This is a genomic window from Arthrobacter sp. SIMBA_036 (assembly GCF_046535135.1).
Lineage (GTDB): Bacteria > Actinomycetota > Actinomycetes > Actinomycetales > Micrococcaceae > Arthrobacter.
Map to the genome: position 1 here is coordinate 15,846 of NZ_JAWRXG010000013.1, position 22,085 is coordinate 37,930.

17 protein-coding genes and 1 pseudogene are annotated in these 22,085 nt (G+C 58.7%); 10 read left to right on the plus strand and 8 right to left on the minus strand.

Features of this window, described 5'->3' with window-relative positions:
• Positions 1-68: 68 nt before the first annotated feature.
• The 4 genes from SB659_RS16780 to SB659_RS16795 all read left to right on the plus strand — a co-directional run bounded on the left by SB659_RS16780 (position 69) and on the right by SB659_RS16795 (position 2,161).
• A complete protein-coding gene (locus SB659_RS16780; RefSeq protein WP_410551139.1) occupies positions 69-380 on the plus strand; it encodes an NAD(P)/FAD-dependent oxidoreductase in 312 nt (103 codons plus the stop codon).
• A gap of 185 nt (positions 381-565) precedes the next feature.
• Positions 566-919: a hypothetical protein gene (locus SB659_RS16785; protein ID WP_410551140.1), complete on the plus strand. Its 354-nt coding sequence runs from the start codon at positions 566-568 to the stop codon at positions 917-919.
• Between the two features lie 680 nt (positions 920-1,599).
• On the plus strand, positions 1,600-1,728 hold the full coding sequence (locus SB659_RS16790) for a DUF4259 domain-containing protein (RefSeq protein ID WP_410551141.1): 129 nt from the start codon (positions 1,600-1,602) through the stop codon (positions 1,726-1,728).
• A 175-nt stretch (positions 1,729-1,903) separates the two neighbouring features.
• Entirely contained in the window at positions 1,904-2,161 is a 258-nt protein-coding gene (locus SB659_RS16795; RefSeq protein WP_410551142.1) for a hypothetical protein, read from the plus strand.
• Positions 2,162-2,229: 68 nt separating this feature from the next.
• On the opposite strand, the gene SB659_RS16800 is transcribed toward SB659_RS16795, so the two are convergent.
• On the minus strand, positions 2,230-2,922 hold the full coding sequence (locus tag SB659_RS16800; RefSeq protein WP_410551143.1) for a hypothetical protein: 693 nt from the start codon (positions 2,920-2,922) through the stop codon (positions 2,230-2,232).
• 117 nt (positions 2,923-3,039) lie between these two features.
• Entirely contained in the window at positions 3,040-3,672 is a 633-nt protein-coding gene (locus tag SB659_RS16805; protein ID WP_410551144.1) for a hypothetical protein, read from the minus strand.
• A 218-nt stretch (positions 3,673-3,890) separates the two neighbouring features.
• Here SB659_RS16805 and SB659_RS16810 point away from each other — a divergent pair, with 218 nt between their 5' ends.
• On the plus strand, positions 3,891-4,265 hold the full coding sequence (locus tag SB659_RS16810) for a hypothetical protein (protein WP_410551145.1): 375 nt from the start codon (positions 3,891-3,893) through the stop codon (positions 4,263-4,265).
• A gap of 378 nt (positions 4,266-4,643) precedes the next feature.
• On the opposite strand, the gene SB659_RS16815 is transcribed toward SB659_RS16810, so the two are convergent.
• Positions 4,644-7,379: a TrlF family AAA-like ATPase gene (locus SB659_RS16815; RefSeq protein WP_410551146.1), complete on the minus strand. Its 2,736-nt coding sequence runs from the start codon at positions 7,377-7,379 to the stop codon at positions 4,644-4,646.
• Positions 7,380-8,330: 951 nt separating this feature from the next.
• Complete coding sequence (locus SB659_RS16820) at positions 8,331-10,451, minus strand: P-loop NTPase fold protein (protein ID WP_410551147.1); 2,121 nt, start codon at positions 10,449-10,451, stop codon at positions 8,331-8,333.
• 1,803 nt (positions 10,452-12,254) lie between these two features.
• Here SB659_RS16820 and SB659_RS16825 point away from each other — a divergent pair.
• Positions 12,255-12,557, plus strand: a complete 303-nt coding sequence (locus SB659_RS16825) for a DUF4193 domain-containing protein (RefSeq protein ID WP_284980352.1) — start codon at positions 12,255-12,257, stop codon at positions 12,555-12,557.
• A 252-nt stretch (positions 12,558-12,809) separates the two neighbouring features.
• Here the strand turns inward: SB659_RS16825 and SB659_RS16830 are convergent, their stop codons facing one another.
• A complete protein-coding gene (locus tag SB659_RS16830) occupies positions 12,810-12,968 on the minus strand; it encodes a hypothetical protein (protein ID WP_410551148.1) in 159 nt (52 codons plus the stop codon).
• A gap of 64 nt (positions 12,969-13,032) precedes the next feature.
• Positions 13,033-14,298 carry a Fic family protein gene (locus SB659_RS16835; protein WP_410551149.1) on the minus strand — a complete coding sequence of 422 codons (1,266 nt, stop codon included), beginning with the start codon at positions 14,296-14,298 and terminating at the stop codon, positions 13,033-13,035.
• Between the two features lie 1,623 nt (positions 14,299-15,921).
• Here SB659_RS16835 and SB659_RS16840 point away from each other — a divergent pair.
• Positions 15,922-16,245, plus strand: a pseudogene (locus SB659_RS16840) (trehalase-like domain-containing protein); the annotation flags it as partial.
• A 267-nt stretch (positions 16,246-16,512) separates the two neighbouring features.
• Positions 16,513-17,772 (plus strand): glycoside hydrolase family 15 protein, encoded by a 1,260-nt coding sequence (locus tag SB659_RS16845; RefSeq protein WP_410551202.1) that lies wholly within the window; start codon positions 16,513-16,515, stop codon positions 17,770-17,772.
• A 103-nt stretch (positions 17,773-17,875) separates the two neighbouring features.
• Here the strand turns inward: SB659_RS16845 and pdxS are convergent, their stop codons facing one another.
• Positions 17,876-18,772: a pyridoxal 5'-phosphate synthase lyase subunit PdxS gene (gene pdxS, locus SB659_RS16850; RefSeq protein ID WP_410551150.1), complete on the minus strand. Its 897-nt coding sequence runs from the start codon at positions 18,770-18,772 to the stop codon at positions 17,876-17,878.
• Between the two features lie 236 nt (positions 18,773-19,008).
• Positions 19,009-20,424 (minus strand): NAD-dependent succinate-semialdehyde dehydrogenase, encoded by a 1,416-nt coding sequence (locus tag SB659_RS16855; RefSeq protein WP_410551151.1) that lies wholly within the window; start codon positions 20,422-20,424, stop codon positions 19,009-19,011.
• 189 nt (positions 20,425-20,613) lie between these two features.
• Between SB659_RS16855 and SB659_RS16860 the strand changes: the two genes are divergently transcribed.
• Together SB659_RS16860 and SB659_RS16865 are read left to right on the plus strand one after the other, a co-directional pair.
• Positions 20,614-21,375 (plus strand): FadR/GntR family transcriptional regulator, encoded by a 762-nt coding sequence (locus tag SB659_RS16860; RefSeq protein ID WP_410551152.1) that lies wholly within the window; start codon positions 20,614-20,616, stop codon positions 21,373-21,375.
• Positions 21,372-22,082: a cache domain-containing protein gene (locus SB659_RS16865; RefSeq protein ID WP_410551153.1), complete on the plus strand. Its 711-nt coding sequence runs from the start codon at positions 21,372-21,374 to the stop codon at positions 22,080-22,082. The genes SB659_RS16860 and SB659_RS16865 overlap by 4 nt, the downstream gene beginning before the upstream one ends.
• Positions 22,083-22,085 lie beyond the last annotated feature (3 nt).

A 22,085-nucleotide genomic window follows, 5' to 3' on the forward strand; every position in this document is an offset into this window, starting at 1 on the left:
GGCAGAGGCCGCACACGTGTTAGGAGACCGCTGCTTCCAGCAGGCTTCAGCGCCCTAGAAAGCGGACCATGTCCGAAACTCACATCCATGACGTCATCATCGTCGTGTCCGGACCGGCCGGCTACACCGCCGGAATCTACACCGGACGGGCCAACCTCAAGCCCCTGATCCTGGCGAGCATGCTGGGGTCCGGTGGTGAGTTGATGAAAACGACTGCGGTCGAGAACTATCCGAGCTTTCCCGAAGGGATCGACGGCCCTGACCTGATGGAGAACTTCCAAGTCCACGCGGAGAGGTTCGGGTCCGAGACCCTTTTCGAGGACGCAACAAAGCTCGAACTCGAAGGTCCCGGTCGAGAGGGTCAACGCCACCGACGGTGAGGTCTACCTTGCCCAATCTGTAATCATCTCCACCGGCTCGGCGCATCGTAAACTCGGGCTTCCCAACGAAGATGCGCTCTCAGGTCACGGCGTCTCCTACTGCGCCACCCGCGATGGATCCTTCTTCCAAGGTCGTGAGGTTGCCGTCGTCGGGGAGGAGATTCAGCTGCCGGGAGGCGCTGTTCTTGACTAGATTCGCCGCGGCAGTCCACCTCGTCGTTCGCGGGGACAAGCTGCGAGTTTCGAAGATCATGTCGTACCGCGTCATTGCCCACGACAGGATCCAAGTACGCTACGAGACTGAAATTGCAGCCATTGCGAGCTGCGCTCTGGCCAGCGGCGCCGGAGAAGAGGTGGTGGGCATCAAGACCGCGGACCGTAGTGGCAGCATCGACCATATATCCGTCAGCGGAGTCTTCATCGCGATCGGCAACGACCCGCGCACCAGCTTGGTGGCCGGCCAACTGGAGCTGAACTCCTACACCTACTTCATGCAAGGAATGGCCGACGGGGACATCCAGTACATCATCAACATTTAGGTGCCGATATTCGTTTTGCATCCCGAAGCTGAAGTCAGTGTTGATGAGTCAGCGTTTAAAGTCCGCGGTGACGTGGCGAAAATAAGTGGCAATGGCATCGCTTACATCGAGCATGGTAAGAACTCGGCCGTGGCGACGCCATCTACACCCTCGAATATGAAGGCAACCGTTGGGTCTTTAGGGACATTCCGCGGAGTAGTTGACTGAGCCGGCCACCGCTAACTCCGCCAAGTGGCCGGCGCACCGACTGTTCGCGGACTGGCCGCAATTGTGTGTGAAGTTTGGCCAGAAGCCATTGGAGCAGATCTTGTCTGGTCGATGCTCTTGACAGTTTAACTCGACGTTAATTACGCCTTCCGGAATGCCCTCGCGACTGAGCTTTGGTTGACCGCTACCTTAGTCACGAGATTCAGAACCAACGGCGGGTTTGAAATAGCCAAGGACAGTTGAAGGAGCACGTATGGGTGCGTAGGGATTTCAGGCATTCGAGAATGACGACGCCCTGGACTGGATGGAGGACCTCTAAGCCGGCGGGGCGGAGATCGTCCGCCAGGGTCTCAACGCGGTAGCCGACGGCTACATCGAGGCTCCGTACGGAAGCGTCGCTGTCGCGGCCGCCGAAATCACTGCCGCCACCCGGGGCAGTCCGCACGGCGATTTGCCGAAGGGCGTGGCAACCTGTGGTGACGGCCCACGGTTCCGAACTCACTGTTGAAGACGCTCAACTGGCAATGACCGCAGTTGAACGCGTGGGCGGCGAAGAGTCGGAGCTTGCCGAGCTTTGGGACGAGGCCGATGAACCCGAGTGAAAGGAATCCCTCGACGATCTGGCCGAACGGCTGAGGGCTGCTCTGAGCTAGCAAGTCCCTCAGGGGCGAGGTGTCGACTCGACACCCCCTTGGTCCCACAGTTGTTTTCTTGCGCCTGCCAACAATGGCACAGTAGCCTTCCGCCAGGGATGGCCCATGTATAAGGAGTAAGACCATGACGACCATGTACTTTTTGGACCTGGGGTTCTCGCCAGACGGCGATGCCGTCCACCCTGTAGATCGGTTGTGCACGATGCAAAGTCTTGATGCTGCAAAAGCTGCCGCCGAGCAGGAGGCAGGGAAGCCGCTGCAGTGGCGCTGGTTGGAAGCGCGGCGAGTCTGGCGTGCTGAGGTCAGCTATCAGCATGCCGCGGAGATTAGCAAGGGCACCCGTGTGGAGCGCATCAATGTGGAGGCCGGATTGATGGGCTGAGCCTTGCCGGCGGACGGCCCTCCCTGATGCAACCCGCGAGGGCTGTCCGCGGGACAACTCCGAAGAGATCAGCCGCCCACAGGGTGGGTGATCACACGCCAGGCTATGCGGTCGGCCAGCCACGAATCGAAGGACACAGCGTAGGTCCGGTCTCGAACGTGCTCTTGGTAGGTCACCCAAAGCTTGGCTTCGGCGTCGAAGTCGATCCGGCCACTGAAGAAGTACTGCTGGCCGGGCCACCGCGCCTGTGGGTAATGCGAACCGTAGCCTTCGGGGACCGCTTCGATCATGTTGGCGGGACCGTCGATGCCTTCACCCCAGGTCGACAGGGTCACCACCTTTCCGGAAGGTGGCGTGATGTTATCCGGGTTGCCGATCTGCACGACTTCCTTGGTCGGCCCTCGGGAGCCGCTGACCAGCATTAGCGCTGTTGTTGGCGAGGTGAGGTCGCCGACAGGTGACCAGTTGCCGGCGTGTGTGTGGACATTACCAAAGTGAAGGTTGCCGTGATCCGAGATAAACGCACGGACGCCATCGTGCTCATTGAGGTACCAGCCGGTGCCGCCGCTCAGGGTCAGATCGTACGCTGAGTGTTTGGTGAGGTAGTCCCGGGCACTGCGAACCGTGTCCTTGAAGGTGGCCTGGGCTTGTGGCTTGGCGGTGTCGTACTGGTGGCGGAGGATTGCCTCTCTGTCTTCGTGACTTGCCTCGGCGGCCTGTGCGTCGGCAACCCGCCGACCTACCAGATCTTCAAATGACATCCCGGCTCCGCCCTCATGTTTTGTTGCAGTCACTATAGCTGAGCAACGTGGTCTGACAGTGGGTCCTGTCAGTGAGACACTGTGCTCCGCGATGAGGACTCCGACAGCATCTGCGAGCTAGCTGTCCAGAGGAGTGAAGGAGGCGGTGTCCCAATCGGTGGTGTGCACGAGTACCTGCCCGTCCTTGGTGAAATCGAGACCGATGGACGAGTAGCTCGACCGTGGCCAGAGCACCTTGGCTTCGCCATGAACAACTTCGATGAGCCTGTCCGGGGCCAACCACGGAACCGCCTGTGAGCGAAGGTCTATCACCTGGCCGGATGCTGGAACCAGCTCTCCTGGATTGACCAGATGCTTGATTTCCGTGGCTTTTTCGAATCGGGCCTCGACCTGAGTGGGGGACAGGAAGTCGTTTCTGAACTGCATGCGTCCGTGATCCATCCATATGCGGCCGTCAACGCTGAGAAACGCATCGACGCCGACGCGCTTCAGGCTCCAGCCGAGTGCTTCGGCAACAAAATGCCAGCCCGCACCGTCAGGACCGGTGATGGTGGCCGCCAGGCTGGTAGGGACACCGCGCCGCTGCAGCACTTCACAGGCTTCATTTAGCACCGCATTGAGAGATTGGGCTGCCACTGCACCCGCCGATGCGTGGGTATCTCGCAGCTCATCGTCCCGGCATCGCTGCTCTTTGGTGGCTCCGGACAGTTCGGTAGCCCGGTCATTCACCATGTCCTCAAACGAGTTCATCCTGGCCTCCCTGGTTCGCCGTATTGGCACCACTGTAGTTGCCAGCCGGGTCGTGAGAGGGTTTGGCGGCTCCGCACACATGAGAGATAGCAAAGGACAACCACCCCCCCTCATCGCTCAGTAGAACATCATGGCAACCATCCAATCTTTCCCCGGCTCCCCGTTGCAGCGCGCACTTGCCGCCGGTGTCCAGGCCAACGTCCCCGTCGGAGTCATCGGTGAGTGAGCCCGGCCCGGGCAAGACCGCAACCATGGAATCCTCGACCTCTGGCTGGGGCCGACACGAGGAAACGGTCATCGGTTCCAACCGTGAAGCCACCGACTTCCTCCGCGTGTCGATCGAAGATGGGGGCGCGACCAAGTTCTGGTCCTTCCAGTGGGTTCAGAACCTGAACAAAGCCAAGGCGGGTCTGCTCCTGCTTGACGAGCTCAACACGTCCGCGCCGTCCACGGTGGCCCTCGCCGCCCAAGTCGTGCTTCACGCGGCGAAGGCCACTGACGTCAGCCACGACTGGCTGGTTAGCGGGCCGCATCCCGCGCCAGTCTTGCTGCCGTGGGCAGCACACTACGTATCAGCGGCCTATAAGAAATGACGCTGTCTGATCCTTCGATAGAAGCCCTAGCCCATCTGCGGGTGAGTACAGCGTCAACTCATAAGAGAAGTCGGCGCCTTAGGGGCGCCGAGTTCTCCCGGGCTCCAGCAAAGATACACGCCCACAACTGGCGACTTGCCCGCTCCCTAAGTAGTCGAGGTCAGCCCCGAAATCTTATGAACGCCATACTGGTACTCAGATGCAGGCCATATTGTCGGGAGCCGTAAAGTCCACCGCTTGACTCACCCGCCGGGCCGCTGCAACGAATGACTGTCCGTCGGGTGACGAAGATCGGGTGACGAAGAAAGGTCACATGCCGCGGATCTGTCGACTGACTACGGTCAGCATGGTGCAGGGCATCCCGTATTCAGCAGAGGCTTAGACTTGGTTTATTAGCGCCCCAATATGTGTAGGAAGCTTGATACCCAAGCGTTCGAAGCGACTTCTGAATGCCGGCTCGCCACCTTCCATTATCTCGCACACAGCGTCTCTGACTCCTTGCTTCTCTAGGGCTCCGCGCGCACGAACTGTCGTCCCTGAGCCCACGCGGTGGAGTACCAGGACATTGTCGGCATTCGCATTCACTACGATGTTGGCGTTGTGGGTAACCACGATAACCTGTCGGGAGTGCTTGATTGACTGCAGTGTTCCCACGACCAGGGAAGTTATGAGTTGGTTTTCCAGATCATCCTCTGGCTGATCGAGAATGAGCGGTTCCGTCCCAACGCTTAGCACGAAGGCGAGCAATGCCCCCGTCCTCTGCCCGGGCGATCCCTCCGCGATTGAAACCCATGAGGTTGCCTCTTCTGAGCGGTACTTGACCTGTATACGGTCGTCGGGGAACCATAAATCGAGGTCCTCGAGATCTCGACGAGAAAGGTTGCGGATGTGCTCGAGCAGCCTTCCATCTATCTTGCGGTCTTTGAGGAACTCGTCCTGCGGCACTCCCCGTGCGATATCGAGAATAGCCGCCTTTAGTTGTTCAACCTTTTCCGGGAATTTCGGATCCCTGCCGTCGGGGAGGCCCCTGAAGAGTCCTTCATCGCTGAATGCTTCGTTGAAGGCCCTTTCCTTCCTTAGCAGTTTCCTGAACGATTCCTCTAACCCGTGGCTGTTTCCCATGGCAAAAAGCGAAATTCTCAGATTCGGTGTCGAGGGACTCAAAGTTTGAAGGTAGATCTTGCGCCTAGTGGAGAGCTCCAGCCGATTATCGACTAAGCGCTTCCTTTGGTCCGCGATCTTAGGCTCAAGTTCCTCTAGCTCAGTCTTCGCATCCTGGATGTCCTCCAGGCGCTTCTGCTCAACCTCCAGATCCGTTCGCCAAGCAGATACATCGACAAGGGAAGAGAGCACAGACGCGGCAGATTCCTGCCCGGCCTCCATCGCGATGGCACTCTGGAGGTCGGCTATTCGGCTCGCTATGTCGGCATCGGACCGAGCTTCTTGAAGAATTGCAAGTCTGGATGAAAGCCGGTCTGCCAGGGCAGTGAGCGTATTCCTCGTATCAGATACGGCCATATCGCATGCCCGCAAAGCGGCCAAAAGGCCAGGTTCATCCTTGAATGGGGCGAAGTCGAGCGGTTTCCAAGCCGCAGCTTTGCCCGAAACGTCTGCAATGTACGTGCGATGGGACTCAAGCGAGTCCAAGAGAACCTCGGTCTTCGCGGACACACCTTCCAGCCGCTGAAGCAACTGGACGTCTGCAGATTGCGAAAGAGACTCGGTCGCCGTTATCCGACGCTCGAGGTCCTGGATGCTTCCCTTCACGCGGGCCTCATCCAGAACCTTATCCCTTAGAGTGTTTGCAGATGCGACAAGCTGTTGATATTCGTCTACCAGACTTTGATGCCGCGCTTTCCAAGCCGAAGCGTTGACCTCTGTTGAGGCATCGAGAATATCCAAGATTGCCTGGGGGTCTTTGGAAAGTTCAAAGATCTGTTTCTGACTGTATATGCGCGCCGGAAAACGAGAACGGACATCACCTGGGGCCGGAACCCATTCCCCATTGATTCGCTCGCTGACAGAAGGGTCTACACCGGGGCGCCAAGAAACTAGGTAAGTGTGAGAATCCTTCTGATACGTCACCTCAATGGACTTAAATTGGGACCACGCGCGCCGACCACTGCTCAGAGTGGTGGCGGGGGAAAACCACTCGTACTCGGACGCTAGTGTGTGGGGAAGATCTGATACGCGGTCCAAAGTAAGCCGAAGGAATTCGACGGCAGTCGACTTGCCCACCCCTCGCCCTCCAATGATGGCATTGAGCCACGGGTTGAAGTCTAGAGTTGTGCCTCCGAACGATATGCGGCGAATTTGTGAGTGGACTGGCGTCTGGACGGCTTGGCCGTCGGAGGGAATCACCGAGGAGTTGCCATCCGAAATGGCATTTCGTATTCCTTCCAAGGTCGGCGATTCCACCTTCACCCACGTGTAGTGACTACCCGGGTACTTGGCCGTCTGACCCGCAGGGCAATTGCTGCCATCAAGGTGGTGTGCGTCGGACCCGAGTACTCGGACCAGCCTTCTAAAGCCGGGTCGCTCAAAGGTAGTGGCGGCATCGGCCGTTTCGATCGCAAAGATGGGCGCTTTCGCTTCGACCTCGGCGAGACCCGTGCCTGTTTGCATCAGGACCCCAGCGTGTCTGTCGGCGTGGGCAGGTATAGCTAGTCCGCCACGCTCATGTATCAGCCGCGAGACAGCGCTGAGGGACTGGGAGGCCGCAAGAGTGCTCTCACCATACGTTCCCTCGTATCCCGACAGGTCGATGATTTTTCGAATGACTTCGGTACTTGTGTCCGCATCAAATACTCCAAGGAGGTGGATTCCTCCGGCAACGGTCAACTCGACGCCAGCCAGCAAGGCTAGTTCGCGTGAGCCTGGTTTCCCGCGCATCTCTGAAAGTGCTTTACGGGCCTGATCTATGCCTGAGAATCCATTATGGTCGGTGATAACCACTGCATCGATCTTGGCGTCCATATAAGTCTGGAGCCAATCTTCATAGCTCGTCGTAGTTTTGCTTTTCTCGCCCTCTTGGGCTGCACCGAAGTCGAATGATCCGGGGGAGTGGGCGTGGAAGTCGACCTTCCACCAGCGAGAACCTACATGGTCAAACATTTACTCCCCATTCTTCGTGCGACACTCATGCGGGCGGTTCCGCGCCAACGATCCTAGACGCAAAAGCACAACAATCGGGGGCGCCTCGCTGAAGCTCGGGACTTGACGTGAGCGTGGGAGATGCGTACAGACATCTCTCCGACCACTTCGATGATGCTTCCTGATCCCTACAATGGTGCGCATATCCAGGAACTCTCGGCATGCCGCCGATGGGCATATTGGAGCCGGGGTATGGCGTCATCCTTGCCGACCTAGCGCTTAGGACTGACTAGCCAGATTCCTCGGTTGGTTAGCGCGTAACCCGACGCTGGATCGGGTCGAGGTTTTACATGATGCAGGCCATCTGATGTCTCAGGAATTGCGCCCACCTCTCTCAACTACCAGTGTCGCGCGATTTGCTTCCCCACGCTAAATGCTAAATCGCGACACCGCAGGGCTGGCGGCCGCCTTTAGGGGCTTGCGTTAGTCATGTCGTCTACGGCCGAACCGCCGTGGACGTGTAAAACGAGGGAGTTTGGTGCCGCATTTGCACGCCGCCGGTTGGCTCCAATAGCTCCACCCATTGCTCCCTGGGCGCCTTAGTGGTTCCTTGCATTCCACTTCCAGCCGAGTGCGGGAAGCCCACGTCCTAGGGACAAGGAGGGTGTGCACAATGTCCACACTTATCACCTCGAACTGGCCCGTACTTCGGTCGAACTGGCCCGGAGTCCCCATGTTTCCGCCACTGCGTGATGTTCCGTTCGAGCATGACATATGGGTTTTTCGGGAACTGACGGGACCATTGGGACAACACATTGCCGTGAAGCATGGACGATCCAACAGGCTGGTGCCGCACCAATTGAATGCGACACCAGCAACGGATAATTTCACAGTTTGGCGGCAGGCTCAGGGAGCTCGCAGGAGCTGGGTAGACCCTTTGAGGAAGCGCGCAATATGCCCGCGTCCTGGCAATTAGTCATCGCTGGATCGTCCGCTTTCTCGTTCTTGACGCCACCGCAGGAGTTCTTCGAAGGCGAACCTTGCACGCTGCTCCACGGACGGGATTTCGTCACCTTGGGCCGCAGGAACATCTGCCGGCTCCTCGAGCGGCAACGTCAGCAGTTGGTCGGGCGGGACAGTATTCTCGAGTTGGTTGGTAAGCAACGTGAGACTGGACGGCAGCGCCTGGTAGTCTCCTGCGGCGTATGAGGATATGACAAAGTTTGCAGCCAGAGCGGTGAGTGAAAGCGGGCCTGCCTCCAAAGCGGACCAAGTTTCGACCTGCAGCCTGGGCAAGCCTTCCAGAACAACGAGGTACTGCCACACCGCGAGTATTTCGTCTATGGGAACCTTGGAATTAGCGTTTTGCCATTCCGCGAGCAGCCACGCTGCAGCTTGCTGGTTCCATATTTTTGTCATGTCATTGAACAATTCATGCTCGGGAGCAGGCGTTGATTGTTCCATGACCGAACGTTGCGCCACTTCGTTGTCGGACCGGTTCTTGTTCTGTTGTAAGCAGTGCCCCAGGATTACTGGGCGGGTGAATTTCTCGACGAACACTTCGACGGCGGGTTTATCCCATGGCTCGGAATGCCACAGCAGGCTGGCCAGCCAGGCTGATCGAAGCCGTATGGTCGTTGAGCGGAAGTCTCCGTCGAGGTCCTCTTTGGATAATCCGGCGCTGAGGTAGTCGATGAGGTGCTGTCCGTCCAACTCATGATCCGTGTGGCGGGTGCCCTTCTTCAAGGCCTGGATCTGCATTTGTTCGTTGGGGTGGTCAAACGTCTGAGGGCATTTGTGCCCAGCAGCAACTTCCCCTCGCCGGATTCGGGCCAGATCGTTGATGACGGCAGCGTCGGACATGTCTCCCACAGGCAGGGAAAAGGTGAAGTACCTGTCGAAGTATTCGGAATCGCTGACTCGGAACTTTCCACCGTTAGTGCCCCAAAAAGGGTCGGGGAAAGCATGCGGAAATAGCGAAGCCAAAGCTTCCATCAGTTCAACTATCGTGTCGCCCTTGTATCCACAATCATTGATCCTGCTGCTCCACACCTCTTTGGAAGTGGCTTTGACTCCACGGCTGATTCCCTTCCGTATCAGTTCTCCCCTCCAGGACGGTAAGCGTCGGTAGAGATCCGGATAGAAGATCCGGAGGAAGGTTATGGCGAAGAAGTCCGCTGGGTCGACATCACCTTGGGCAAGCTGCAGGAATGTCACCGCTTGCCCGGTATAGCGGTGGCAAGCACGTGGGGTGGTCAGTGTGGTGGCCATGTGGTTGTCGTAGAACGATTCGAACCTGTTCGCCGGCGACGTTCCGCCGTTGCTTTGAGCCGATGCGCGGGCCAGGATCGGCTTCAACGCGGTATCGATGATCTCCTGAAGAAAATGCTGCTGCGGGTCCGGGAGGTCCAGAGGATACTGCACGATCTTTTCCAAGTAGACCTGCGCGTCGCTTTCTTCGCCACCCAGGCCTAGGGACAGCGTTTTGATCATTGACCTTCGATCGTAGGCAAGCAGGTAGTTGACCCTGGGGAAGCGACCCAAAAGCCGGATGGTCTTCATCAGCAGCAGCAGGTCCTTGGGCTGAACGCGGTCCACATCGTCCACGACGACAAGGACCTTCACACGTGCTGCCTTGATGGTTCCGGCCATGTCTTTGAACGCAGAATCCCAGGATTTTTCCGGCAGGAATTCGCGGACCGTTTCAGACACTCCCGTCCCAACATGGGGGATGGCCTTCAAAATAGGTGTTGTGCGCCGCGCGACGTCGACCGCCTTCTTACGAATACTCTTACGGGTTCCTCGCGGAAAAGCTTCAAGTATTGCTGCATAGAGTTCGGCCTGTAGACGCACTTCGTCGAAGGACCAAGGGTTGAAGCGCACGACTTTAACAGAATCATCAAGGGCGCCTGTGATGAAGTTCAGCACGGATGTCTTGCCTGAGCCCCACGGACCTACGAGTCCAAAGACAGTGCTGTCATTGCTGTCAGCAAGGTTCTCGATGAGGTCCTTCGCCATTTTGACAAAGGGGCCGCGATCGAGTTTGTCTTTGCGGCGGTCGGTCTCCGGCGCGTCTATCCATGGTTCAGTCACACCTGCGATTCTAGGCAGAAACCACGACCTATTTGGCACGCATACTTGCCTAAGGTCTTCGATCCGGGCGAATTCAACAATGACGTATTCCGTCGTTGATTCAGCATTAAGATATATGAAATGCCAAGAAGAACGGTGCTGAGGCTGCCCGGAAGGGGCGACCTCCCGACACGAATTTCGTGTCGGCGCGCTCGATGAGATGAAAGTGACCTATCCGCGCCTTGGCTGCCCGGCAGATACGACTTACGAGGCTGTGCGGGTAGGCACTGCAACTCCAATGGGCCCGCGAATAGCAGTGCATTCGAGGGCCCATGTGGGCTGCGATGGAGGTCAGCCCTATCGTTAACGCTCCAAACTTCAGCGCATGTCCAAGGGTGCAGGCCAAGGCCTGTCGTTGGTAGGTGTAGGCTGGCCACGCCTTGGACGATTTCGAGAGTTAGGTGAGCAGCGGAGGTAGAAGCATTGGTGGGTGCATCAGCAGAGTGATCGCCCTTACGTCTGTGGTCACCGACGGCCTCGATAGACTTCTCGAGGGGTCATGTCGCCTCCTGATCTTGCCGCCATGAATGTGTGAAAGGAGGAAATCTGATGACAGTATCTTGTGTCGAACCAAACGGCTCCGGCTGCCTTCAACGGGTGCCCATTGGCCGCCTTGGCCGCGATTTGGGTTCCTCTGCCAACGGCCTCCGGGAAGCTACCTGTATGAGCAAAATAAAGTGTGGACAATGTCCACACTTTCGGCCCCGGACTGGCCCGTACACCCGCCGGATTGGCCCGGATTCCGCATGTTTCCGCGACTTCCCAGCAATGGCAAGGCCGGGAATCGCGTTCGAGTCCCACCTCGGGCACGGCATACCCCCTCGTCAGAGGGGGTTTTTGCTTTAACGTGTTGACATTCTGGTTGGTCAGGTCCCTCTGACACTGGCCGCGGGGTGTGCCTGGCGCCGCGGGTCACCTGTTTGGTTGTGAGAGCGGGTTCAGGGTCGTGGCTGGCTGGCCCTCCGCTTGCTCTGAAGTGGGGTTATGTCTGCCCTTCTTGTTTCGTTCGGTAGGTCTGGGTTGGCCTACACCTCTTCATGAGTAGGGGGACTGAGCACGACATGACTTTGGGAACTTGCGATGAATATCCTGACTTCGGTTCGTTCCTGGAGGGAGGAGACGTGGCTGGCGGCTGCTTTGTCAGGCCAAAGGGGTGTGGACATTGTCCACACTTAAATCTTCTTTATCGTGACTGCTTGCGGCCATTGGCTCTTCCCTCCTTGGACCTTCATCCACTCATGCATGTGAGTGGCAGTAGCGACATGACGCGGACCCGGAAGCGCTCTACATGTGCAGGTTCATTCCGAAGTGAGAGTTCGGCGGCCACAGTCGGCCGAGTGCTATCAAATGGGTCCTGGCCGTGTCATCGAAGCGCACTGCGAAATCCAGCGGGACGCGGGCCCGACGCAGATGACAGCTCCCAGTGGTCCTCCGGAACATTGCAGTTCACGCGAATGTCGACTGAGCACGTCGACGCGGACCAGTCTGCCGATAATCGCCCTGCCGATAAGCGCCCATATGTCGTCTTGAGGGGTAGCGGGGAGCAGCTGTTGATTGGGGCGCTGGCAAAAACCAACACCGCCTTCTCTAGTAGGCGTCGTTGCAACGTGGGACAACCGCCAGGAGACAGCGCCGGAGTTGAGGCGTCCCCTAGCACGTCAGCACGAGGTCTCCAGGCCAGCAGGGACCCAGGGAACAATCCAGTTGCGGCCTACGTTGCAGACTCGTCAGTATTGAGCAGCGTCAGAAATGAGAATCATCCAAGTGGCAACCGACTATGACGAAGTACGTTCAGACGTCAAGGAATCCCAGGACCGCTCCCTCGAAGCACTGCAGTCCGCCAATGCCCCAGATGCACGCAGCGTCGTCAGTGAGCTCGACGAAGCCGATGCTCTCGATGAAGGCCTGACCCCCGGCGGGGAAATCGTCTCCGAAGAGCTGATCGTTCAGGTGATTCCCCAAGCGGCGGACGAGTTCACGTGTTACTCCTGTTTCCTCGTACGCCACCGATCCCAACTGGCCCGCCAAAGCGAGGGCCACTCGTACTGCACCGAGTGCGAAGGCTAAGACAAGCCGAGCAGACGCCCTCACCCCAGCTTCCCAGCGAACCATCAGGTGATCTGGGCAGAATCAGTTTGAAGCTTCGGTCAACCGCTATTTGACCGGGGCTTCGCCAATTCGTGGTGGGATAGCTGGCTTTGGGTTGGCAGCTGCCAGGAATTGACAAAGATTAGTCTCCGGAACTGCACGCAAACCCCGATCGGGGCCGACGCTACTCCTCCCGCCACGTCAGCGGCGAACTTTCCGGGGGGCGAATGGCTAGGGATTTCGGCGCGAACCCGAATACCAACTCTGTTCGGTTCCGGAGTCACCGATCAGGCATGGTGCACCTCTGCCGATCCAGCCTGTGCCCTCTGTCGCGAGGGCGGGGATGGTTGGTCCTGGTTCAGCCGGTAGCGGGTAGTTGACGGTGCTCATGGAATCCTCAGTGGCCGGGTGTCGATGCGTCCCTGGTGCGCGGAGGATCGGGGGGAGTCTCCCGTCAGCTACGCACGCGCCTGCCGGCTCGTTCCGCGAAGGCGTCCAGTGCGGCCAGCATTTCCGGTGACCGCCAGAAACGGCCCTTCTTGTACTTGTCGTTGCCGATGACAATCCCTGCGGACTCAAGGGCATCCATCGCGCGTTTCTGGCGCATGTAGTCCAGCCCCAGCTGGGATTCCAAGACCGCGGCGTTCACCACAGGCTGACGGGCCAGCAACTCAAGAACGGGCCAGACGGCGGAGTCCCGTCGAGCTTTGACCTTATCGGTCCAGGATTCATTGATGGCGGCGACGTCAGCGGCGAGCCGGGTGCCGTTATCGATGGCCAGGAATGACGCCTCGGCTGTGACGGTGATGATCCGTTCCGGATCACCGGCACGGAAGGCGGTCAACGCGTCATGGTAGTTGTGGACGTCGGCGAGGAGACCGGCAGACACTGGCACTGTCACGTGGGAGGCCAGACCACGGCGTTTAAGCATGGAATGCAGGAGCGCCCGTCCGGTGCGGCCGTTGCCGTCTGTGAACGGGTGGATGGTTTCGAATTGGGCGTGGGCGATGGAAGCCTGGACCATTGCCGGGAGGTCGGTCCGCCGCGCGTAGTCCATCACGTCCTCCATCAGCGCCGGGACGCGGCTGTGGTGCGGGGGAACGAAGTCTGCGCCGATCGGGCTGACGTGGCTGGATCCGATCCACACCTGCTCTTCGCGCCACTGCCCAGCGACGTCGGCATCCTTCGTGCCGTCCGTCAGGGCGCGGTGCATATCCAGGATGCTCCCCGGGTCCAGGTGCTCCGCTGCCGCGAGGGCTGACTCCATGGCCCGCACGTTGCGGACAATCAAGGTCGCATTGGCGCGCTCCTCGACCCCGAGTTCGGCTTCGGCGAGGCTGCGGGCGCTGGCTGTCAGGTTTTCAATCCGCGAGGACGCCGCGGACTCGCTTCGCAGCAGCAGCGCAGCGAAGGGCCTGACGTGCTCCCCGTAGCGTTCATCGAAGCGGCTGATCTCGTGCGCCGCCTCCTCTGCAAGGGTCGCCGTAGCGGGAGAGGGCAGGTAGGAAGACCGTGCAATCAGCGGCGGGATGAACGCCTCGTACGTTTGTCCCGCCATCCCTGAGAGGTAGCTGCTGGATTTGAAGGCATCAACGTTGCCCACCCACTCGTGGCTTTCGTACTCGCCCTGCGGCCACCCAAGCTTTGAGCCCGAGGAGATGGCCGCCTCAGGGTGCGTGACGTACCCGGAAGTGCCGCCCTGATTCCTAGGCCGTTCCATACTGTCCTATCTGTAAAGATCTCCAGCAGATTCTTACATTTATCGATGTAGGTGTAAATAACGACCGGGAGCCCTGACAGATCCGGATTCTTAGGGAGTAAGTGTAAGGACACGCAAAGAATCCTTACAGTTATCCGGCTAAGCGTTAGAAGGAGGCCTTATTATCTCATTTAGGCCCAGCCTTGCACCGAGGGACCTCAACGGGGATCCCGGGCGCAACGTGACAGGGACTTTGATTGGACCCTTCCCAAGCACTAAACGAAGGAAGCCACCGTCAGCAACGATGCACTGAATGTGTCAGGTTGAAACCAAAGACCCTCGCCAGATCATGTCCGGAACGAGGCACGGACACCCTATTCTGACGTACTTTCGTGCCACCCCCTGACGTCAGGCTGGGGTGTGCTCTATTCCGTCCGTAGTTGCCCCTTCCGGGGATTGTTGCCCCGCTCTGGAAAGGGCTCAGGGTTAGGCTTGTATGCTCCTAAGCCGGCGAGCGGATCGTGGAAAATGCTCTCATGCTCCAATGCCTTCCTCCTTTTTTCGATGCTTGGACTAGTAGTCGTACTTTCGAACCCTGTGGGGGCCGAGGAAATAAGGTCGGTCGGCAGGTCAAGGGCGCAGCTTGGCAACTTGGGCTTTGTTTGAGGGCGCTATATCGAACACAAGGGTCCAGATCGTATGTTTTCCGCCCAGCCGGGGCATGGTTTCCCCCTGTTCGAGGTAACGAAATGGCACGGGATCACCGTCCGGCCGCCACCAACCACTTACTGGTGCAAGGTCGCCGGTAGGTGCATTGAGACACACGTCCTGATGCTGTTGCGCGTGTTGTTCATTGGCTGGCGTCATGGTCCTTGATGTTCCTATGCATGAGGTCGCCGTTTGGCGGACACCAATGTCCTAAGGTCCCCAGCACTTAATCCTCGGATGGTGGACCAGGGCCTCCCCGTTGCGAGAGTGGAGGGCCCTGGTGGTTTACGTGATCCTCCGGGAAGGGATCAAGTCTGTCGCTCTCGCGCTGTAGTTCGTCGGTACAGACTAGCTCCTTAGTTTTTCTGGAGCTTGGAGTCCAGCGGGGCTAGGTTCCGCTAACTGCCCTCTGTCGTGCGACATGCTGAGAGCTTGGCAAGCAGGTAAAAAACGGGGGCTGGACGACAGGTGCGAATGGGACGACGAGCCACTGGCCGCCGTACAACTCCACGTACGAATCGGAAGGGCACTTTGCGTAGGCTTCTTCGCGCGTCATCTCGTTCTCCTTTGGACTGTTTCAAGTAGTTCGGTGCGCAGTAGATGAGGGATCGGTGAGGACCGGCACCGTCTGTTGTGAGCTCATTTATAAGTCTAGTTTTAGATGTTTAAAAAAGAAAGAGCGACGTAGATATTTCCTCTACCTGACTGGACAGTTTGGTGGCGAGTGCGGAAATCAAAATAATCTAAGTTCATATGATTGGTAGAGCAGGTGGATCTGGGTTCGGTAGACCGCGCCGCTGCCACCACGGCGACGTGCTGCGGCGAAGGCAGCCCGGTCCCTCTGCTGGATCCTAGTTGAACGGGAGCGGAGCAGAAGAGGCATCTTTCGCAGTTGAAAGCCTGCCGCATGATGCAGCAGTTGTGGTTGAGTGAAGCATGGCTGCCCCCATAGAGGATTACGCGTTGCTGTCAGATCTCCGTACCGGGCCTCTGGTGTCCCGGGATGGGAGCGTTGACTGGCTATGTTTCCCACGCTTTGACTCACCATCGGTTTTCAGCAGCCTTTTGGGGACCGCCAAGCATGGCCGGTGGTTATTAGCTCCGAATGAGCCAACGGCGGTGGTTATCGAACGCCACTACATTGAATCAACCTTTGTGCTCCAGACCACCTGGGGGACGACGACAGGGCAGGTACTTGTCACAGATTTCATGCCGGTAGGGACCGAAGGTTCATCTCTTTTGCGCCGGGTTACGGGGCAATCAGGAACCGTGGAAATGCGCCAGGAACTCATTATTCGTCCAGGGTATGCAGGGGTTTTGCCCTGGGTGAGCCGCGTCCAAGACGTTGCCGGCACAGGGGCAGCGGTTCTGCTGGCGATGGCGGGCCCCGACGCTTTCGCTTTAAGAGGACCTACACTCCCACTGGCGTACCCTCACGGGCATGAAGGAACTTTCGATGTATCAGAGGGTGAGACCCTGGATTTCCAATTCGGATGGTTTCCTTCGTACCGTCCTTTTCCACAAGCCATGGACGTCGATCTTGCGCTCGAAGCGACCGTCGATTTTTGGACAAGATGGGGGAGCCACTGCCGGGACGAAGGTACTTATGGAGGCGCGGTAAAACGTTCCCTGTTGGTGCTGCGGGCCCTTACACATCATGAGACAGGGGGTATTGTCGCCGCCCCCACGACTTCGCTGCCAGAGGACTTCGGCGGCCCACGGAATTGGGATTACAGGTTCTGCTGGTTACGGGATGCCGCCCTGACCCTGGAGGTGATGCTGACCCACGGCTACGAAACGGAGGCATTGCAGTGGCGCAACTGGCTCCTTCGCGCCCTCGCAGGCGATCCCGAAGATCTTCAGATTATGTATGGCGTTGGGGGCGAGCGGGACCTTTCGGAACGGGAGCTTCTGCATCTTCCGGGGTACGAGGAGTCGAGGCCCGTCCGTATCGGCAACGAGGCGGTATCGCAATTTCAAGCCGATGTTGTCGGTGAAGTGATGGTGGCGTTGGAACGGTTACGTCTCGCTGGAGGGAAGGAGGACAACTTCTCCTGGGCCCTTCAGCGGACATTATTGGGATTTGTCGAGAAGCACTTCGACGAGAAGGATTTTGGCCTCTGGGAAATGCGAGGCGAACCCCAGTACTTCACGCACTCCCGCGTCATGATGTGGGCAGCCTTTGACTGTGGGATTCGTGCCGTACGCCAGTACGGCCTCCCCGGCGATGTCGAGCTGTGGGAGGCCCTGCGCCACCGGCTTCGGGAAGAAGTTATGGCGAAGGGCTTTGACCCTAACCTCAACTCTTTCACCCAGACATATGGAGGGGGACAGACTGACGCTTCCCTATTGGTACTGCCCCAAGTTGGCTTCATCGCCTACAACGACCAACACATGCTGGGAACCGTCGCCCGGTTGGAGGACGAGCTTCTAACCGACGGCGACCTGCTGCTTCGTTACCGGACGGAGAGCGGTCTTGACGGTCTGGAGCCTGGGGAACACCCCTTCCTGGCCTGTTCATTCTGGCTTGCGGAGCAGTACGCACGTACGGGACGCCGCGCTGACGCCCAGATGCTCATGGACAAACTTATAGGGTTTGCCAATGAGCTAGGCCTGCTGAGCGAAGAGTACGACGCAAAAGAGATGCGGATGGCGGGCAACTACCCGCAGGCTTTTTCCCACCTTGCCCTCGTGCGTGCAGCTGATGCTATGCACGGCGTCGCCCGCCTTAGCCTTGCCGTCCAAACTGGTGACCAGCGCGACCCGGATTCAGCCGGTCACGGGTGAGTGCTCCCACTTTGGCTTGATGGGAAGACTGCACAGCCTGGCAAAAGACCAGACCCGCCCAGCGGCTATGTGATGTGGACACTAAAAGCGTTTGATGTTCCTGTTACCAGCCGCGCTCTGCGAGGCGGTGGGGCTGGGGGATCTCGTCGACGTTGATGCCGACCATCGCTTCGCCCAGGCCGCGGGAGACCTTGGCAATGACATCGGGGTCGTCGTAGAACGTGGTGGCCTTGACGACGGCGGCGGCGCGCTCTGCCGGGTTCCCGGACTTGAAGATGCCCGAACCAACAAACACACCATCAGCGCCGAGCTGCATCATCATCGCAGCATCAGCCGGGGTCGCGATCCCACCGGCGGTGAACAAAACCACCGGGAGCTTGCCCGTGGCCGCGATTTCCTTCACCAGCTCATACGGGGCCTGGAGTTCCTTGGCCGCAACGTACAGCTCATCCTCGGGAAGGGCTGAAAGCTTCGCGATCTCCGCACGGATCTTCCGCATGTGCCCGGTCGCGTTCGAAACATCCCCGGTACCGGCCTCGCCCTTGGAACGGATCATCGCCGCGCCCTCGTTGATCCGGCGCAGCGCCTCACCAAGGTTCGTGGCACCACAGACGAAAGGAACGGTGAAGTTCCACTTGTCGATGTGGTTGACGTAGTCAGCCGGGGTCAGGACCTCGGACTCGTCGATGTAATCGACGCCGAGGGACTGCAAAACCTGCGCTTCGACGAAGTGACCAATGCGGGCCTTCGCCATGACCGGAATGGACACAGCAGCGATGATCGCATCGATCATGTCCGGATCGGACATGCGGGACACGCCGCCCTGGGCGCGGATATCGGCAGGGACACGCTCAAGCGCCATGACCGCCACAGCACCGGCGTCCTCAGCGATACGGGCCTGCTCGACGTTAACGACGTCCATGATGACGCCGCCCTTGAGCATCTCCGCCATACCGCGCTTCACACGGCTGCTGCCCGTCACGCTAGTTTCTGTGTTCATGTATCTTCCGCTGTCTTTCAAGGGCTCAGTTCCTCAGGAGACATGGTGCGCACTAATGTCAACGGTCGGCGTCCGGCACCGTCGCTGAGAAGACCCTGCTACTTGCCGCACTTCAGATGATCGCTTGCTGCTTCGATGCTGTTGCTCTAAATGGTTGTGGGCAGCAAGAGTTGCAGCGGCGGGAGCCCGCTAGCCACGGCCTCCCGCCGCTGCTGACCGATGTCCTGGCCGGCGCCTTAGGGCCTTACTGAGTCCCCGCTCTCTACCTTGGGGGCAGGTCGTTCAGGAGTGCGGATCAGCTTCTTGTTCACGAACTCGTTCATTCCGTAACGCGCGAGTTCACGGCCAACTCCGGACCGCTTAACTCCGCCGAATGGAAGATCGGCTTGGGAATCAGTGTTTCCGTTGATGAACACCATCCCAGTCTCAAGGCGGTCAGCAACGGCCTTGGCCTTTTCCACGTCCTTGCTGAACACCGCCCCGCCCAGACCGTAGGGGGAATTATTGGCCAGCTCGACGGCTTGGTCCACGTCAGCGACTTTATACACAACGGCGGCAGGCCCAAAGAGTTCCTCTGAGAAGGCTCGCATGTCCGGGGTTACATCCGCCAGGACTGTGGGTTCGACGAAGGCACCGGGCCCCGGCAGGTGCTTGCCCCCAGTTTTCAACGTGGCACCCTTGTCAACGGCATCTTGGATCTGCTCGATCAAGTCATCGGCCGCTGCCTGCGTAGACATCGGTCCAAATTTTGTGTCCGGGGACAGCGGATCGCCAGGCGTAATCCGTGACATTTCATCGGTAAATTTCTGAACAAACTCATCGTAAAGATCAGCTACCACAATGAAACGCTTAGCGGCTGTGCAGGCTTGGCCGGCATTACTCATGCGGCCGCTGACGGCAGCTTTTACTGTTGCGTCCATGTCCTCGGTGTCGAGCACAATGAACGGGTCACTGCCTCCAAGTTCGAGAACGTATTTTTTGAGGTTACGGCCGGCCACTTCGGCGACGGCTGCGCCGGCACCCTCGCTGCCGGTCAAGGAGATGCCTTGAACCCGCGGGTCGGCGATAATCTGTGCCACCTGCTCGCGGCGGGCGAAAACGTTGATGTAGGCAGCTTCGGGAAGGCCTGAGTCATGGAAGATTTTCTCCATGGCCAGTGAGGACTGCGGGCAGTTGGCCGAGTGCTTGAGCAGGATTGTGTTGCCCAGCATCAAGTTGGGGGCCGCGAAGCGGGCAACCTGGTAGTACGGGTAGTTCCAGGGCATGATTCCCAGGAGGACGCCGACTGGGGTCGACCTGACAATGGCCTCACCGCCGCCTTTTACATTCAGGTGTTCATCCTGCAAGAAGCCAGGTCCTTCGGTCGCGTAGTAGTCGAAGATGTCTGCGACGAATGAAACTTCACCGCGGGCCTGGGCGAGCGGTTTACCCATCTCGAGGCTGATGATGCGCGCCAGTTCGTCGTTGCGTTCGCGGTACAGTTCGGCGACCCTGGCGATGATCTTTGCGCGGCTTGCTACCGGCGTCTCCCTCCACTTGAGGAATTCTTTATGCGCCCGACTGATTGCATCGCTGATTTCTGCTGAAGTGGCTTCCGGAAAGACGCGGAGCGTCTCGCCGGTAGCGGGGTTAATGGTTTTATAAGCAGTCATTTTATTTTGCCTTACCAATCGATAGTTTTTGACGGACCGTGAAGTTAGAAAGTCTCAAATAGGGGGAGTGCGGGGACTATAAGCGCTCAATACCCAACACGATCGGTATGTCTGCTGCCGTGTTCGGGAGGGAATATAGAATCGCATAGAATAGAACCGGTTTGGTTGATGGAGGGGGCTGACACGCGCATGGCAGGGCTGGCTGACTTCAGTGCACAGATTTACCGCGCCCTTCCCGAGTTGGACAGGGCCGAGGCCATCGTGCAGCGCATCAACACCGCAGTGTCGCTTGGCCTCATCCGTCCCGGTGACCAGTTGCCTGCCGAACTTGAGCTGGCCGAAATGTTCGGTGTTGCAGTTGCCACACTCAGAGAGGCTCTGGCCGCGCTGAGGGATCTTAACGTTGTTGAGACCCGGCGGGGTCGGTTCGGGGGCACGTTCGTCGTCGGCGCGCCTAGTCCTTCCCTGGACCTGCTGCGCAAACGCATCACGTCCCTGTCCATGGCTGAGCTGCGGGACTTGGGTGACGAACACGCAACCATCGCCGCTGGGGCGATCCGTATGGCTGCGGATCGGGCGGACCCAACGGACCTGGACATGCTTGAGTCCTTGGCTCATGCACTGGAGCGTGCCGATTCCCCCGGCGCCCGTACGCGTGCTGACAGCAGGTTTCATATCGGCGTTGCGGTGGCGGCCCAGTCGGAACGGCTCATGACGTCCGAGGTCCGACTCCAAGCGGAAGTGGGCGAGCTGCTGTGGGCGCCTCTTACTAGGGAGTTTGATCAGGTCCGCGCGGCGGAGGACCACCTCGCCATTGTTGCTGCCCTGCGCCGGGATGACCGGGAGCTGGCCCAGAAAATTGCGCTCGAGCACATTCGTGCGAATATTTATCATCTGATTGACGTCAAACTAACGCTGACATACGCGACGCATGACAGGGACCAATTATGAGTAATGACGCCGTCGCACAGGAGTGTGCGAACAAGATCAGCCAATGGCTTAAGTCCTTTTACCGCGACCTTGAATCCGCTTCCGATAAAATGAGCGAATCGCTGACGCGGCGGATGGGCGACCGCACCAAGATCAATAATTCTGATTTGCTTGACCTCCCTGAAATATCGCGTTCGTTCCTTGAAGGACACCAAACCGCCGTTGGTGCCGGCGCGATCTTCGCGGTGGCCAGCGTCAGCAAGGCGCAGGGCGTTCTTGAGTGGTGGCTCCGGGATGACGACGGTCGGATCAGCAAGCGGGAGTTCGACCTGATTCCTGATACCGATGCCTACTACGATTACGAGCAGCAGCCTTGGTTCACGATCGCTGCCCGCACCGGTCAGCTCACCTTGGTGGGGCCTTACGTCGACTACCTCGGCATGGGGGAGTACATCCTCACCCTGACGGTGCCGCTGTATGTCAACAGTGACTTCGTGGGGGTTACGGGCAGTGATATCAGGGTCAGGGACCTGGAAGGAGTATTCGTTCCAGCGATGCGCGCGGTGCCGGGAGACGCGGCATTGCTGAACAGTCAGGACCGGGTCATTGTGAGTAACTCGGGCCGATTCCTGGTGGGGAACCGGGTTAAGGAAACCCCGCCGGGTGCACGCAAGATTGCGCTGGAAGTTCCGGCTTTGAATCTTCATTTCCTGCACCTGGCATCGTAAGCG